Below are 15,460 nucleotides of genomic sequence, written 5' to 3'. Positions count from 1 at the left end.
CAGTCAGACCACATCGCGGGGCAAGCCCGCTCCCACCAACAGTTGCTCCCACCAGCTATTCAAAGATCGACAGATCAAGCGGCCGCACCGCTCCCATCCAGATTCCATGATCGCGATGATCCGCCAGATCATCTCCGGTCAGCGGATGCAGGAACACCACCAGCCCATGGCGATACAGCGCCAGCCAGGGCAACACCACCCCGACCACTTCCGGCCCGAACGCCAACTGGCAGCTCCAGTCCGGATGCGGCCCGACCGGTTTCTGATGCATTCGCCCCATGCTCACCCCAAACAGCTTGGCAGCCTCTTCACATAGCTGCCGTGCTTGTTCCATGGTGCTGGCGTCATAATAGACATGGGCGTGATACCCCTTGATCCTCTGCACGAAAACTCCTGAATCACAAGAACCCCCAAGGCATCCCGGGGTCAAATGATCACCCGTCTGAGAAGGGAGTGACCTGGTGAAAAATGCCGAAACCCCAGTGTTCAAACTGATCCTGGCCGGTGGTTTGAGCAGCCTGGGCAGCGCCCTGATGGCCGAATTGCTCAAGCGCCAGCATGAAGTGATCGCCGTGGTCGACGACTTGAACACCCTGGCGCCACGCCCGGGGCTGCACTTCAAGATAGGCGGGCTGAACAGCGTTGATCAAGCGGAGCAAAGCGTAGCCGGTGGCTCGGCGGTGGTCTGCCTGCTGGCGGCGCTGGCTCCCGACGATTTCGTCGCACAGCTGCACATGAGCCAGGCACTGGTTGCCGGCATGTCTCGCACAACTATACGCCGCCTGTTGCTGGTCGGCGATTTCAGCGTGCTCGACCATAGCGAAGGTCACAGCGAGCAACAACGGGCCTGTGCCGATCAAATCGTCGACCTGTTGCAACGCAGCCCGCTGCACTGGACCTTGATCAACACCCCGCAGCAAATCGCCGGGCTGGGCATCGAGCATTTCCACCAGACCCACGGCACCCTGGAGCCGGGCCTTCGCGAACCGTTGCAACGCTTGGCCAGGGTAGCTGCCGCCATGGTCGATGCCCTGGAGTTGAAACTGCACTACGGCGAGCATGTGAACTTCGTCTTCTAACGCACCTGCTCTTTACGGCTTGCACCCAGACGCCGGACATCGCACCCTGAACAGCTTCCATTCGTGATAGAGCATGTCCATGGCCTGGCCAGATCGCCAACGTCTGCTGCCGTTTCTCAGCTGGCTGCCCCGGCAAACCCGCACCAGTGTGCGGCGCGATCTGCTGGTTGGGCTGAGTGGGGCGATCCTTGCATTGCCGCAATCAATCGCCTACGCATTAATCGCCGGCCTGCCCGCCGAATATGGCTTGTATGCAGCGATTGTCCCGGTGCTGATTGCCTGCCTCTGGGGTTCGTCCTGGCACCTGATCTGCGGGCCGACGGCGGCGATTTCCATTGTGCTCTATGCCAGCGTCAGCCCCCTGGCTGTCAGCGGCAGTGACGACTACATCACCCTGATCCTGTTGCTTACGTTCCTCGCCGGAGTGTTTCAGTGGTTGCTGGGAATGCTGCGTTTCGGCGCACTGGTCAATTTTGTCTCTCATTCGGTGGTACTGGGCTTTACCCTCGGCGCCGCAGTGGTCATCGCCCTGGGACAACTGCCGAGCCTGTTGGGGCTGGATCTGCCCAACCAGGCCACCGCGTTGAAGACCCTGGAAAGCCTGCTGGAACACGCAGGAGAAGTAGACTGGCCTTCGCTGGTGCTAGGCCTGGGTACGCTGCTGCTGGGTGTTGCGCTGAAGCTGCTGCGCCCGCGCTGGCCCGGCCTGTTGATAACCCTGACGATTGCCAGTCTGCTGGTCTGGTTGCTGCCTGGAGTATTCGCCCATGTGCAATTGGTACCCGGCTTCGCCGGCCAGTTGCCGCCCCTGAGCCCATTGCCGCTGCTCGACTTCGAACTGATCCTGCGCTTGCTGCCCAGCGCCGTGGCGGTGGGCATGCTGGGGCTGGTTACCAGCCTGTCGATAGCCCGGTCGCTATCGTCGCGTTCAGAGCAGTTGATCGACGCCAATCAGGAAATCCGCGCTCAAGGCCTGTCGAACATGGTCGGCAGCCTGTTCTCCGGTTACCTGTCGTCAGGTTCCTTCACCCGCTCCGGGTTGAGCTATGACGCCGGTGCCCGCTCACCCTTGGCCGGGGTGTTCTCGGCGCTCTGGGTCGCGCTGTTCGCCGTAGCCGGCGCCAGCTTGATTGCACATATCCCGATCCCGGCGATGGCCGCCAGCATCCTGTTGATCTGCTGGGGCCTGATCGATCATCGGGCGATGCGCGCGCTGTTCCGAGTCAGCCGTTCGGAGTTTCTGGTCATGGCCCTGACTGCTGCGGCAACCTTGCTGCTGGAGCTACAGACCGCCATCTACGCCGGGGTGCTGGCCTCGCTATTCTTCTACCTCAAACGCACCTCACGACCGCGGGTTCAGCACTCGCGTGAAGGCGACACGGATGTGCTGCGTGTGGGCGGTTCGATTTTCTTCGGTGCCAGCCACTACCTGCAGGTGCGTTTGCAACGCTGCCAGGGACCGGATGTGGTGATCGATGCCCGGCAGATCAACTTCATCGACTTTTCCGGCGTCGACATGCTCCACCGCGAAGCCCGCCGATTGCGTCGGGCAGGCGGCAGCCTGACGCTACATCGGGCGCGTCCGCAGGTAATTGAGGAATTACATAAGTTGGAAGGGGTAACACACTGCCCGATCCGCTTCGAAGAGTGACACTATTGCGGGGCAAGCCCGTTTGTGTCTAGCGACAGGGAATACACGCTGTGTAGTATGTTTTATGAGCTTACACTCTAAGGACTCTGTAGCAATGTATACAGTTAGATATTTAATAAGCATGGGGTTGACTATTATTGCCGGCGCCATGTTCTACACAATGCTTATTATGCTTGGCATAACAGCGTTATTCCCACTTGAAGAAACAACCTATTGGGTTATGAGCGGAATTTTGTTTGTCACCCTCAGCATTGTCGGATTAAAATTTTACATCCCCAGACTACGCAACATCTGGTAACCATGGTCATGCCAAACAGCTTGGACGCTTCTTCGCATAACTGGCGAGCTAGTATACTTTATGAGTTTACACCCTAAGGACATTTGTAGAAATGTATACAATTAGATACTTGATAAGCTTGGGGCTAATTATTATCGGCTGCTCTGCGGGCTACACAATGATCATCATGTGGGGCATAAGGAAATTATTCTCACTAGAACTAGAAGACCAGCTCTACTGGACTATAAGCGGAATTTTGTTTGTTATCATCACCGCTGCCGGCTTAAAATTTTACATCCCAAGACTACGCGACACATGGTAACCATCGTCATGCCAAACAGCTTGAACGCTCCTTCGCACAACTGGCGAGATAGTATACTTTTTGAGTTCACACCCTAAGAGCCCTGTAGAAATGTATACAGTTAGATATTTAATAAGCATGGGATTGACCATTATCACCTGCTCTATGTTCTACACATTGCTTATTATGTGGTGCATAACAGAGCTCTTCTCACTAGAAGAATCGCCATACTGGGTTATAAGCGGTATTTTGTTCGTTGCCATTTCCGTTGCCGGCTTAAAGTTTTACATCCCCAGACTGCGTAATAAATGGTAGCCATCGTCACTCCAAGCGATTTTTTCTAAACTTCTAATAGCTAGCAAGGGCTTGCTTCATAGTGCTGAAGCCGAAGTACACAAGGACATGATTGCCCTTGAGTCTCTGCACATTCACTGCTTAACTCTGCCGGTCCAAGGATCGGGACATCAAGCTGCTCTTCCACGACGATGCGCAGGGCATTGCACCCTGTCTGCTTGTGGTTATGATTGAGGCGAAAACAGTTCATTACCATATATCGCGTAGCCTGGGGATGTAAAACATTAAACCGAAACCGGTAATTACAACGTATAAAATGCCGTATACGATCCAGTATAACGCCTCTTCTAGTGGAAACACTTCTATTATGAACCGCATAATAAGAGCCGTGTAGAATATAGAGCAACCGGCAATAGCCAACCCCAAGCCAACCAAATATCTAACCGTATACATTGCCAAAGAACCTCTCAAGCAAAACCCATCAAGCTATAGCATCAATTGATTTTAATCTCATAAATTCCCTCTGATACCATAGAGACAATTTTAATCTACTCAGCTACCCCCTGAAAAACTAAGCAAATTTACCGACTTACTGATATACAGACTCAAAATTAGATAAGTTCCACCTGAAAAGCGAGACTGATTCCGTCACGGTCACACCTAGCATCGCAGCTTGTGCTTTTCGATTGAGGCCAAAGCAGATTACTGATACCCTTTTGTTGCATTTACTCCTAGCTAGATCTAATATTTTTATGCATTCACATCCAAAGGACTCTGTAGAAATGTATACAATTAGATATTTAGTAAGCCTGGGCATAACAATTATTGCCAGCGCCATGCTCTACACAGCCATTATCATGTTTGGCATAACAAAACTATACCCTCTAGAAGGAACTCCATACTGGGTTACAAGCGTTACTTTGTTTGTTACCATTTCCGTTGCCGGCTTAAAATTTTACATCCCCAGGTTACGCAATACATGGCGATTATAACAATCTCACTAAAACATCAATTATTTATGGTTTCAGCTCGTTCTTCTGACACCATGGATTTAATTGTAATCGAATCAACTAATGCTTCAAAAAACAAAGCCAATCTTCCGGACTGCTGATACGCTGGTTCGTAATTAATTGGGTCCCGCCTGAAAAGCTGCACTGAACCCGTCTTTCGTAAAGGCTGCATCATACCTAGAGCTGACAAACCCAGGTCGAATACTCCATACACCATATCCCCTGTGTATTCATCTTTAAATAAGTCTTGATAAACACGTCTAACTGGCCCCCTTGCCGCTTCAACATTCGGACCTTGGTAAATATTCATCCCCCCTTCATAAATATTATTAACGCCGTGAGCGATAAAAGCTCCACCTACTGGTGCTGCAAAACCGGCTGATGACCCTGTAATCGCAACTCCGACTTCAATCTGCATCACACCTGCTACGACCCCGATGCCATTCTGAGCATAAAAAGCCGCCTTGGAAGCCAGCTCGGCATACTCTGCCATGATTTCTTGCACGCCATCCCAGGCACTTATTACACCTTCACTAACATCACTTATAATTTCGTTAACATAATCAGATATTACTGAGCCAAACTGAAGCTGAACAATACCATCATCAAAACTGGTAGCACTTATGGTGCAACCCAATGCAACCAGGTCAGCGCCTGCTTTGGCCACATCATGAATGTCACATGACTGCTCATTCACCTTCGTGCCCCCAAGAAGCATAGGCACTTGTGCTTGCCTGGTGGTGTACCCAGCTAATATCCCGGTACCTGATGGCCAGAAGCTCCTGTGGCTGCGCGTCCCTCATAAGAATGGCATGTGGCACCTGAACGCTTACATTGGCAATACGCCCACCGGTTAACAACACAGTAAAGTACTTTTCGTGACCACCAACAGGTGAGGTGCGATAGAAATTGATTTTACACTCGATCTCTTCGCCTTCATGAAGGGCACTGGCTAACAAGGGTGTAGATTTATCAATATTTTTTGTAATAACGACTGGCATATGTTTTCCACTACCACCTGACGTACTGCCGTCATTACCACCTGCCATATTATGAGAGTAGGCCAGCACCATGATTTCGTCTTCGTGGCCAGCTTGACATTTGTTCCCAATAGAGTTCTGGCTAGAACAACCAGCGGAAATCAAACCTTGTTTTTTCCCGGTAATGGTCATGTAGCTGTGATTAGCCATACGTTTCACTCCTTTAGATAGAGTGGGAAGTCTATTTCGAATCAAGCCAACCGAATGTAGGACGCTTCTGAAACGATATACAAAATATTTCGAACTTAGATTCCACCACTCGATTAAAGGCCTGGCTACATAAGAAGCCAGGCGCCTGCGTCGGGCAGGCGGCAGCCTGACATTTTTGCCAGTTGTGCCCGCTCTGTCGGTGCAGTTGACTATGGCAGTCGGGTGATTCGCCTCATCCTGAAGCCCGATTACCCGTGGACAACGATTGTCGAGGGGAGTCAACCATGGAGCGTCATTGGGGTATCTCATCCTGTTTGCTGTGTTTTCTGCTCCTGTGGGCAGGGCAGATAGCAAACGCGAATTCGACCGTCGACGACACTGGAGGGTGCTGGACTATTGCTAAGGCAGAAGCTCGAATCAGGTCATTGCGTGACAGTATCAACGCTGTCGAGCGCTACTCAGGAAAACTGCAATCCCCCGCAAAAATTACGTTCTACCAACAGCAAATTGCCGAGGAAGAGCAGTTCATCAACACTGAACAGCTACGCGGGTCGATTAATTGCGTGCCAACTGCCGACGCAACTCATCGAGTACAGGCGCCGTGTCTGGACGAATACCACGCCAGATGAAGAAGGCTTCGGCGGCCTGTTCGGCGAGCATGCCCAGCCCGTCGAGCACCTTGGCGGCCTTGTGCTCACTGGCCCAGCGGCAGAAAGGCGTCGGCTCTTTGCCGTACATCATGTCGTAGCACACGGTTTTACCCGGCTCGATCAAGCTGGCGGAAATCGGCGGCAATTCACCGGCAAGGCTGGCGGAAGTGGCGTTGATGATCAGGTCAACCGGCTCTTGCAGCCAGCTGAAACCACTGGCAGCCACCGGGCCCAGGTCGGCGAATTCACGGGCCAACTGTTCGGCCTTTTCCACCGTGCGGTTGGCGATCACCAGCGATGCCGGGTTGTGCGCCAACAACGGCTCCAGCACGCCACGCACGGCGCCACCCGCGCCGAGCAGGAGTATGCGCTTGCCCGCCAGTTGCACACCGGCATTGACCGTCAGGTCACGTACCAGCCCGGCACCGTCGGTGTTGTCGCCCTGCAAGGTGCCATCGGCCAGCTTGCTCAGGGTGTTTACCGCGCCTGCGCGCTTAGCCCGTGGCGTCAGGCTGTCGACCAGGCGATAGGCCTCTTCCTTGAACGGCACAGTGACGTTGGCGCCCAGGCCCTGCTTGAAGAAGCCCTGGGCACACATGCTGAAATCGTCCAGCGGCGCCAGCAAGGTGCTGTACTCCAGTTGCTGGCCGGTCTGGTCGGCGAACAGGCGGTGGATCAGCGGCGATTTGCTGTGGCCGATCGGGTTGCCGAATACAACGTACTGGTCCATTCACGCGGTTCCTGGGTCAAGGTCGGGCAGGGCCGGAAAAGTTATCCACAACGGCTCAGTGACTGGCCTTGGCTTCGCCTAGCCAGTCACGGTCCTGGAGGAAATACTCGGTCAGGCGCGCTTCTTCGCTGCCTGGTGCGGCTTTCCAATCGTACCCCCAACGCACTTGCGGTGGCAGCGACATCAGGATCGATTCAGTACGCCCGCCCGATTGCAGGCCGAACAGGGTGCCACGGTCATAGACCAGGTTGAACTCGACATAGCGGCCGCGACGGTATTCCTGGAACTCCCGCTGCTCGGCCGTGTAGGCCATGGCCTTGCGGCGCTGGACGATCGGCAGGTAGGCCTCGATGTAGGCATCGCCGATGGCGCGCATGAACGCGAAGCAGGTGTCGAAGTCCCACTCGTTCAGGTCATCGAAGAACAGCCCGCCAATACCGCGTGGCTCGCCGCGATGCTTGAGGTGGAAGTAACGGTCGCACCAGGCCTTGTAACGCGGGTAGACGTCGGCACCGAACGGCGCACAGGCGCGCTCGGCCACCTGATGCCAGTGCAGGCAGTCTTCTTCGTTGCCGTAGTAGGGGGTCAGGTCGAAACCGCCGCCGAACCACCAGACCGCTTCTTCGCCTTCTTTCTCGGCGATGAAGAAACGCACATTGGCGTGCGAGGTCGGTACATGCGGGTTATGCGGGTGGATAACCAGCGATACCCCCAGGGCCTCGAAACCACGCCCGGCCAGCTCCGGCCGATGGGCGCTGGCCGAAGGCGGCAGGCCGCTGCCGAAGACGTGGGAGAAGTTCACGCCGCCCTTTTCGATGACCTTGCCTTCACCGATCACCCGGGTCCGTCCACCACCGCCGGCTTCACGCGTCCAGGCGTCTTCGACAAAGCGGGCACCGCCGTCTTCGGTTTCGAGGGCGGCACAAATACGGTCTTGCAAGTCGAGCAGGTAGGCTTTCACGGCCTCGGTGCGGCTAGTCATCAGATCACCTGGAAGCGGGCATGAGCAAATTCGGCGCGTAGCATACCACCGGCGGCTGGCTGGCCGCAGTTGACGGCGATCAAGCAAAGGCGTCCGATAGGGGTTTTGCGAACCCGACAGGAGAGTGCAGATGGCCAAGCGTATCCAGTTCAGCCAGCATGGGGGCCCGGAGGTCCTGCAACTGGTCGATTTCGAACCTGCCGCACCCGGTCCGCAGCAGGTCCGTGTACGCAACCAGGCCATCGGCCTGAACTTTATCGACACGTACTTTCGCAGCGGCCTGTATGCGCCGCCTGCACTGCCTTCGGGGCTGGGCACGGAAGGTGCTGGGGTAGTCGAGGCGGTCGGTGCTCAGGTCACCCGGCTCAAGGTCGGCGACCGTGTCGCCTATGCCGGTGGCCCGCTGGGTGCCTACAGCGAAGTGCATGTACTGCCCGAAGCCAATCTGGTCAAACTGCCCGACGCCATCAGCTTCGAACAGGCCGCGGCGGTCATGCTCAAGGGCCTGACCGTGCAATACCTGCTCAAACAGACCTACGCCGTGCAACCGGGCGATACCCTTCTGTTCCACGCCGCTGCCGGTGGTGTTGGCTCACTGGCCTGCCAATGGGCCAAGGCCCTGGGGGCCAAATTGATCGGTACCGTGAGTTCGGCGGAAAAAGCCGAGCGCGCCAAAGCGCTGGGGGCCTGGGCGACCATCGACTACAGCCATGAGGATGTGGCCCAACGCGTGCTGGAACTGACTGACGGCAAAAAGTGCCCGGTGGTCTACGACGGCGTTGGCCAGGACACCTGGCTGACTTCACTGGATTGCCTGGCGCCGCGCGGCCTGATGGTCAGCTTCGGTAACGCCTCGGGCGCAGTCAGCGGGGTGAATCTGGGTATTCTGGCGCAGAAAGGCTCGCTGTATGTCACCCGGCCGACCCTGGCAAGCTACGCCAACAATGCCGAAAACACCCAGGCGATGGCCGATGACCTGTTCGCGATGATCGCCAGCGGCAAGCTGACGGTGGATATCCAGCAGCGCTATCCGCTGAGTGAGGCGGCCAAGGCGCAGACCGAGTTGTCTGCGCGGCGCACGGTTGGGTCGACGGTGTTGTTGCCTTGATTTTTCGCGGGGCAAGCCCGCTCCCACAGTGTGGGAGCGGGCTTGCCCCGCGATAAGGCTTACCCCGCCCGAACCACTTCCCCGGTCACCAGGTCACGGATCACACTCGGGTTACGCCGCCCACCCAGTGCACCCCCCAGGACCAGATCCAGCTGCCCGCGGAAGTACTGCTCGACGCGCAAGCGTGATTTCGCCGCCGGACGCCCTTGTGGGTTGGCCGAAGTCGAAACCAGCGGCCCGACCAGTGAGCACAGCTCACGCACCACCGGATGGTCGCTGACCCGCAGGGCTACGGTGTCATGAACCCCGGTAATCCACTCCGGCAACATGTTCTGGTGCGGCACCAGCCAGGTGTTCGGACCAGGCCAGGTGCTGCCCATACGGTCGAGCCAGATTTCAGGGAAATCCTCAAACAGGAAGTCGAACTGGCGGATATTGTCGGCGATCAGGATCAAACCCTTGTCGACCGAGCGCGACTTGATCGCCAGCAGGCGATCCACCGCTTCCTCGTTCCAGGGATCACAGCCCAGGCCCCAAACGGCCTCGGTTGGGTAGGCAATCACCGCACCGGCCCGAATTTCACGCGCGGCTTGTTGCACACGCCAACTGCTCACCATTGAACTTACTCCGCATAAAGGCTAACCAGCAGTGTACTTAGGCAGGCCGGGCAAACCAACGTCCAGCTTCATTACAAACCCGTCCGGCCACTTCAAGCTCGGTCAATGCCGCCAGTACCCTGGGCAGCGGCCAACCGCTGCTATTGGCTAGCGCTTCGCTGGTTTGTGGCGCCGCCAGCAGCAAATCTTCAAGCACATGCCGGCTGCCGGCAGCTTCGCCACCCTGCACCGGTGGCAGACGCTGCCATCCCTGCAGAGTCTCGACAATCTGCTCGACGTTTTCCACCAGCAAGGCACCATCACGAATCAACTGGTGACAGCCTTTGGACCCCGGATGATGAATCGAACCCGGAATGGCATAGACCTCCCGCCCTTGCTCAGCCGCCAGCCGTGCGGTGATCAGCGAGCCACTGGCCAGGCTCGCCTCGACCACCAGCACTCCCAGCGACAGGCCACTGATGATGCGATTGCGCCGGGGAAAGTTACCCGCCACCGGCCCTGCATCGAGAGGAAACTCGGAAACCACGGCACTGCCTTGCTCGATCATCGCCGCAGCCAGCGCCCGATGCCGTTGTGGATAAAATTTCTGCAACCCGGTACCCAGCACCCCGATCGTCTGTCCTCCGACATCCAGGGCAGCCTGATGAGCGGCACCGTCGACCCCCAGGGCCAGGCCGCTGGTAATGACAAATCCACCCCGCGCCAGGTGTCGGGAAAAGGCCCCGGCGGTGTCCAGCGCCGGACGCGATGCGCGGCGACTGCCGATAATCGCCAGTTGCGGTTTCTCCAGCAACGCCGGGTTACCGGCCACGAACAGCAGGGGCGGAGCACTATCCACTTCAGCCAGTAAAGCGGGGTAGGTGGGGTCGTCCCACATCAGTAAATGCTGGTCGCGCCGCTCTAGCCAGGCCAATGCAGCCGCTGCGCCTTCGCGTACTTCATGGCTGCGCCGGGCCTCGGCGCTCACCCCGGGGAGGCCCAGCGAGCCCCAAGCACTGGCCGGGGCACTGAGCGCCGCCGATGCGCTGCCGAACGCCTGCAGGAGCGCGTGAAATCGTTGCGGACCGAGCCCGGGCAAACGATGCAGGCGCAAACGCGCCTCGAGTTCGGCGGGGGAGCACGCCCGGTAAGCTGGATCTGGCATAACGATCATCCTTGATCGAACGAATTGAATGGACCCTGCACAAGCTGTGGATAACTCTGTTGATAATACTTTGACAACCGGTTGAAAAATGTCCCTTGGTGGCATGCCTGGGGGCTGCCTGAAACCTTAGCTGACCTTTGCCAGGTGCCGAATGCGCCGAATCCCTTTATTATGTGTACTCATGTTTGTAATTCATCGCACAGTGCAGCTCATACGCTTATGGCCATTCTGAACATCCTCGAATTCCCGGACCCGCGTCTTCGCACCATCGCCAAACCGGTGACCGAAGTCGATGACGGCGTTCGCCAGTTGATCGATGACATGTTTGAAACCATGTACGAAGCCCCGGGCATCGGCCTGGCGGCAACCCAGATCAACGTGCACAAACGCATCGTGGTCATGGACCTGAGCGAAGATCGCAGCGAGCCGCGGGTGTTCATCAACCCCGAGCTCGAGATGCTGACCGACGAAATGGACCAGTACCAGGAAGGCTGCCTGTCGGTACCCGGCTTCTACGAGAACGTCGACCGCCCGGTGCGGGTCAAGGTCAAGGCGCTGGATCGCGATGGCAAGCCCTACGAGCTGATTGCCGAAGGCCTGCTGGCGGTGTGCATCCAACACGAATGCGATCACCTCAACGGCAAGTTGTTCGTCGATTACCTGTCGACGCTCAAACGTGACCGGATCAAGAAGAAGCTGGAAAAGCAGCATCGCCAGCAAGCTTGATCTCCTCTTTCCAAAGGCTTGCTCCGGCAAGCCTTTTTCTTTTTAAGCGAGAACTCCATGCGCATTGTCTTTGCAGGCACCCCTGAGTTTGCCGCCGAACACCTCAAGGCCTTGATCGACAGCCCTTATGAAGTGGTGGCCGTCTACACCCAACCGGACCGCCCGGCCGGGCGCGGGCAAAAACTGATGCCCAGCGCGGTCAAGCAACTGGCTGTGGATAACGGTATCCAGGTCCTGCAACCGCCGACCCTGCGCAATGCTGACGCTCAAGCTGAATTGGCGGCCCTCAAGCCGGACCTGATGGTGGTGGTCGCCTATGGCCTGATCCTGCCGCAAGCGGTGCTGGATATTCCGCGCCTGGGCTGCATCAACAGCCACGCCTCGCTGCTGCCACGCTGGCGCGGTGCCGCGCCGATCCAGCGCGCGGTCGAAGCCGGCGACAATGAAAGCGGTGTGACCGTGATGCGCATGGAGGCCGGTCTGGATACCGGCCCGATGCTGCTCAAGGTCAGCACCCCGATCAGCGCCACTGATACCGGCGGCACGCTGCACGACCGCCTGGCCGAAATGGGCCCGCCAGCCGTGCTTGAAGCCGTGGCCGGGCTGGCCGCTGGCACACTGCAGGGTGAAATCCAGGACGACAGCCTGGCCACCTATGCCCACAAGCTGAACAAAGACGAAGCGCGCCTGGACTGGAGCCGTCCAGCGGTTGAGCTGGAGCGTCTGATTCGCGCCTTCAATCCCTGGCCGATCTGTCACAGCACCCTCAACGGTGAAGCAGTGAAAGTACTCGCTGCCAGCTTATCCACAGGCAGCGGTGCGCCAGGTGAAATCCTCGGCGCCAGCAAAGACGGCCTGGTCGTCGCCTGCGGTGAACAGGCCCTGTGCCTGACCCGCCTGCAATTGCCGGGTGGCAAAGCGCTGAACTTCAGCGATCTGTTCAACAGTCGTCGCGAGAAATTCTCCAGCGGCACGGTGCTCGGTCAATGAATCCACGTCTGGCAGCCGCCCGCGCCCTGGCGGCAGTACTCAGCGGCAAGGCCTCACTGAACAGTTCGCTGCCCGCGCAACTGGACAAGGTCGAAGTACGTGACCGTGGCCTGACCCAGGACCTGGCGTTTGGCACAGCACGCTGGCAGCCACGGCTCTCGGCCCTGGCCGAGCGTCTGTTGCAAAAGCCGTTCAAGAAGGCCGACGCCGATGTTGAAGCCTTGCTGCTGGTCGGCCTGTATCAACTGCTCTACACCCGCGTCCCGGCCCATGCCGCCATCGGTGAAACCGTAGGCTGTGCCGAAAAGCTGAAAAAGCCCTGGGCCAAGGCTCTGCTCAATGCCGTACTGCGCCGCGCGCAACGCGAGAGCAGTGAGATCCTTGCCGAGCTGGAGCGTGATCCGGTGGTGCGCACTGCCCACCCGCGCTGGTTGCAGAAGTCGCTCAAGGCGTTCTGGCCAGAACAGTGGGAAGCCATCTGCGCCGCCAACAATGCCCATCCGCCGATGATCCTGCGGGTCAACCGTCGTCATCACAGCCGCGAAGCCTATCTGGAGCTGTTGCGCGAAGCAGGGCTGGAAGCCAGCGCCTGTCAGTACAGCGTCGATGGCATCCTCCTCGCCCAGGCCTGCGATGTGCGTGGTCTGCCGGGGTTCGACCAGGGCTGGATCAGTGTTCAGGACGAAGCCGCGCAGCTGGCTGCCGACCTACTTGATCTCGCCCCCGGCCAGCGCGTGCTCGACGCCTGCTGCGCGCCTGGCGGCAAGACCTGCCACCTGCTAGAAGCCGAAGCAAAATTGGAGTCCGTGGTCGCGATCGACCTCGAAGCCAAGCGCCTGACCCGGGTCCGGGAAAACCTCGACCGTCTGGGCCTGGATGCCCAGTTGATTGCCTGTGATGCCCGCGACACCGCCAGCTGGTGGGACGGCAAGGGTTTCCAGCGCATCCTGCTCGATGCACCTTGCTCGGCCACCGGGGTGATTCGCCGTCATCCCGATATCAAGATGACCCGTCAGGCCGACGATATCCCGGCCCTCGCCGCCCTGCAGGGTGAACTGCTCGATGCCCTGTGGCCAACCCTGGAGGTCGGCGGCATCCTGCTGTATGCCACCTGTTCGACCCTGCCGACGGAAAACACCGAAGTGATCGAGGCCTTCCTCGCCCGCACGCCGGGTGCCCGCGAGCTGGACCTTGCGACCCAGGCCGGCCTGCGCCAGCCCCATGGCCGCCAGTTGCTGGCCGAGGAAGGCGGACACGACGGCTTCTACTATGCCAAGCTGATCAAAATCGCCGCCGCGCGCGGATAACAAGAGAAGGGAAGAGCGGATGAAGATCATCATCCTGGGCGCAGGGCAGGTCGGCGGTACGCTGGCCGAGCACCTGGCCAGCGAAGCCAACGACATTACCGTGGTCGATACCGATGGCGAGCGCCTGCGCGACCTCGGCGACCGCCTGGACATCCGTACCGTCCAGGGCCGCGCCTCGTTCCCTACCGTGCTGCGCCAGGCCGGCGCCGACGACGCCGACATGCTGGTGGCGGTGACCAACAGCGACGAAACCAACATGGTCGCCTGCCAGGTCGCCTACACCCTGTTCCACACCCCGACGAAAATCGCCCGGGTGCGTGAGTCGGCCTACCTGACCCGCGCCGGCCTGTTCGACAACGACGCCATCCCCGTCGACGTGCTGATCAGCCCCGAGCAGGTGGTAACCCACTACATCAAGCGCCTGATCGAGCATCCCGGTGCCCTGCAGGTCATCGACTTCGCCGAAGGCAAGGCCCAGCTGGTGGCGGTCAAGGCCTACTACGGCGGTCCGCTGGTCGGCCAGCAACTGCGCCAGATCCGTGAGCACATGCCCAACGTCGACACCCGCGTGGCAGCGATCTTCCGCCGTGACCGGCCGATCCTGCCCCAGGGCGATACGGTGATCGAGGCCGACGACGAGGTGTTCTTCATCGCTGCCAAAGCCCACATCCGCGCGGTGATGGGGGAACTGCGGCGTATCGATGAGACCAACAAACGTGTGGTCATCGCCGGTGGCGGGCAAATTGGCGAGCGCCTGGCCGAGGCGATCGAAAGCCGCTACCAGGTGAAGATCATCGAGATGAACCCAGCGCGCTGCCGCTACCTCTCCGATACCCTGGACAGCACCGTGGTGTTGCAAGGCAGCGCCTCGGACCGCGACCTGATGCTCGAAGAGAACATCGCCGAAGCCGACATCTTCCTGGCCCTGACCAACGATGACGAGGCCAACATCATGTCCTCGCTGCTGGCCAAACGCTTGGGCGCGCGCAAGGTGATGACCATCATCAACAACCCGGCCTACGTCGACCTGGTCCAGGGTGGCGATATCGATATCGCCATCAGCCCACAGCTGGCCACCATCGGCACCTTGCTCGCCCACGTGCGCCGCGGCGACATCGTCAGCGTGCACTCACTGCGCCGTGGTGCGGCGGAGGCCATTGAGGCCATCGCTCACGGTGACTCCAAGTCGAGCAAAGTGATTGGCAAAGCCATTGAAGATATTGCCCTGCCACCCGGCACCACCATCGGCGCGATCATTCGCGACGAAGAAGTGCTGATCGCCCACGACGACACGGTGATCGAAGCGGGTGACCATGTGATCCTCTTCGTTGTGGATAAAAAGTACATCCGTGACGTCGAGAAGCTGTTCCATGTAGGGTTGAGCTTCTTCTGAAGGAGCAGAAC

14 protein-coding genes are annotated in these 15,460 nt (G+C 58.4%); 7 read left to right on the top strand and 7 right to left on the bottom strand.

Annotated elements, in window-relative coordinates; genetic code table 11:
* Positions 1 to 55: 55 nt before the first annotated feature.
* Complete coding sequence (locus tag PSAKL28_RS00335) at positions 56 to 385, bottom strand: DOPA 4,5-dioxygenase family protein (protein WP_038605161.1); 330 nt, start codon at positions 383 to 385, stop codon at positions 56 to 58.
* 76 nt (positions 386 to 461) lie between these two features.
* Between PSAKL28_RS00335 and PSAKL28_RS00330 the strand changes: the two genes are divergently transcribed.
* Both PSAKL28_RS00330 and PSAKL28_RS00325 read left to right on the top strand, forming a co-directional pair.
* Positions 462 to 1,079 carry an NAD(P)-dependent oxidoreductase gene (locus PSAKL28_RS00330; protein WP_038605159.1) on the top strand — a complete coding sequence of 206 codons (618 nt, stop codon included), beginning with the start codon at positions 462 to 464 and terminating at the stop codon, positions 1,077 to 1,079.
* A gap of 79 nt (positions 1,080 to 1,158) precedes the next feature.
* Positions 1,159 to 2,730: a SulP family inorganic anion transporter gene (locus PSAKL28_RS00325; protein ID WP_038605157.1), complete on the top strand. Its 1,572-nt coding sequence runs from the start codon at positions 1,159 to 1,161 to the stop codon at positions 2,728 to 2,730.
* A gap of 1,880 nt (positions 2,731 to 4,610) precedes the next feature.
* Here the strand turns inward: PSAKL28_RS00325 and PSAKL28_RS00305 are convergent.
* The 4 genes from PSAKL28_RS00305 to hemF all read right to left on the bottom strand — a co-directional run bounded on the left by PSAKL28_RS00305 (position 4,611) and on the right by hemF (position 8,164).
* Complete coding sequence (locus PSAKL28_RS00305; RefSeq protein WP_038605148.1) at positions 4,611 to 5,330, bottom strand: DUF4225 domain-containing protein; 720 nt, start codon at positions 5,328 to 5,330, stop codon at positions 4,611 to 4,613.
* A complete protein-coding gene (locus PSAKL28_RS26615) occupies positions 5,302 to 5,802 on the bottom strand; it encodes an Hcp family type VI secretion system effector (RefSeq protein WP_075226412.1) in 501 nt (166 codons plus the stop codon). The genes PSAKL28_RS00305 and PSAKL28_RS26615 overlap by 29 nt, the downstream gene beginning before the upstream one ends.
* Before the next feature lie 555 nt (positions 5,803 to 6,357).
* Positions 6,358 to 7,182, bottom strand: coding sequence for a shikimate dehydrogenase (aroE, locus tag PSAKL28_RS00300; protein ID WP_038605145.1), 825 nt, complete (start codon positions 7,180 to 7,182; stop codon positions 6,358 to 6,360).
* A 55-nt stretch (positions 7,183 to 7,237) separates the two neighbouring features.
* Positions 7,238 to 8,164, bottom strand: coding sequence for an oxygen-dependent coproporphyrinogen oxidase (hemF, locus tag PSAKL28_RS00295; RefSeq protein WP_038605143.1), 927 nt, complete (start codon positions 8,162 to 8,164; stop codon positions 7,238 to 7,240).
* A gap of 130 nt (positions 8,165 to 8,294) precedes the next feature.
* Here hemF and PSAKL28_RS00290 point away from each other — a divergent pair, with 130 nt between their 5' ends.
* Entirely contained in the window at positions 8,295 to 9,272 is a 978-nt protein-coding gene (locus PSAKL28_RS00290) for an NADPH:quinone reductase (RefSeq protein WP_038605141.1), read from the top strand.
* A gap of 59 nt (positions 9,273 to 9,331) precedes the next feature.
* Here PSAKL28_RS00290 and tsaC read toward each other — a convergent pair whose 3' ends face one another.
* Both tsaC and dprA read right to left on the bottom strand, forming a co-directional pair.
* Entirely contained in the window at positions 9,332 to 9,889 is a 558-nt protein-coding gene (gene tsaC / locus PSAKL28_RS00285) for an L-threonylcarbamoyladenylate synthase type 1 TsaC (RefSeq protein WP_038605138.1), read from the bottom strand.
* A gap of 37 nt (positions 9,890 to 9,926) precedes the next feature.
* Positions 9,927 to 11,033, bottom strand: coding sequence for a DNA-processing protein DprA (dprA, locus tag PSAKL28_RS00280; RefSeq protein WP_038605136.1), 1,107 nt, complete (start codon positions 11,031 to 11,033; stop codon positions 9,927 to 9,929).
* A gap of 219 nt (positions 11,034 to 11,252) precedes the next feature.
* Here dprA and def point away from each other — a divergent pair, with 219 nt between their 5' ends.
* From def to trkA, 4 genes are read left to right on the top strand one after another with little or no spacing between them, the layout of a single operon-like run.
* Complete coding sequence (gene def / locus PSAKL28_RS00275; RefSeq protein ID WP_038605133.1) at positions 11,253 to 11,759, top strand: peptide deformylase; 507 nt, start codon at positions 11,253 to 11,255, stop codon at positions 11,757 to 11,759.
* 57 nt (positions 11,760 to 11,816) lie between these two features.
* The gene (gene fmt, locus PSAKL28_RS00270) at positions 11,817 to 12,749 is read left to right on the top strand and encodes a methionyl-tRNA formyltransferase (RefSeq protein ID WP_038605131.1); all 933 of its coding nucleotides are present in this window, start codon (positions 11,817 to 11,819) and stop codon (positions 12,747 to 12,749) included.
* A complete protein-coding gene (rsmB, locus tag PSAKL28_RS00265) occupies positions 12,746 to 14,056 on the top strand; it encodes a 16S rRNA (cytosine(967)-C(5))-methyltransferase RsmB (RefSeq protein ID WP_038605129.1) in 1,311 nt (436 codons plus the stop codon). The genes fmt and rsmB overlap by 4 nt, the downstream gene beginning before the upstream one ends.
* 19 nt (positions 14,057 to 14,075) lie before the next feature.
* Positions 14,076 to 15,449 (top strand): Trk system potassium transporter TrkA, encoded by a 1,374-nt coding sequence (gene trkA, locus PSAKL28_RS00260; protein ID WP_038605126.1) that lies wholly within the window; start codon positions 14,076 to 14,078, stop codon positions 15,447 to 15,449.
* The last annotated feature ends 11 nt before the right edge of the window (positions 15,450 to 15,460 follow it).

It is taken from the genome of Pseudomonas alkylphenolica (assembly GCF_000746525.1).
Lineage (GTDB): Bacteria > Pseudomonadota > Gammaproteobacteria > Pseudomonadales > Pseudomonadaceae > Aquipseudomonas > Aquipseudomonas alkylphenolica.
The sequence above is the reverse complement of the archived record's forward strand: the minus strand, read 5'-3'. Positions and strand labels throughout refer to the sequence as shown.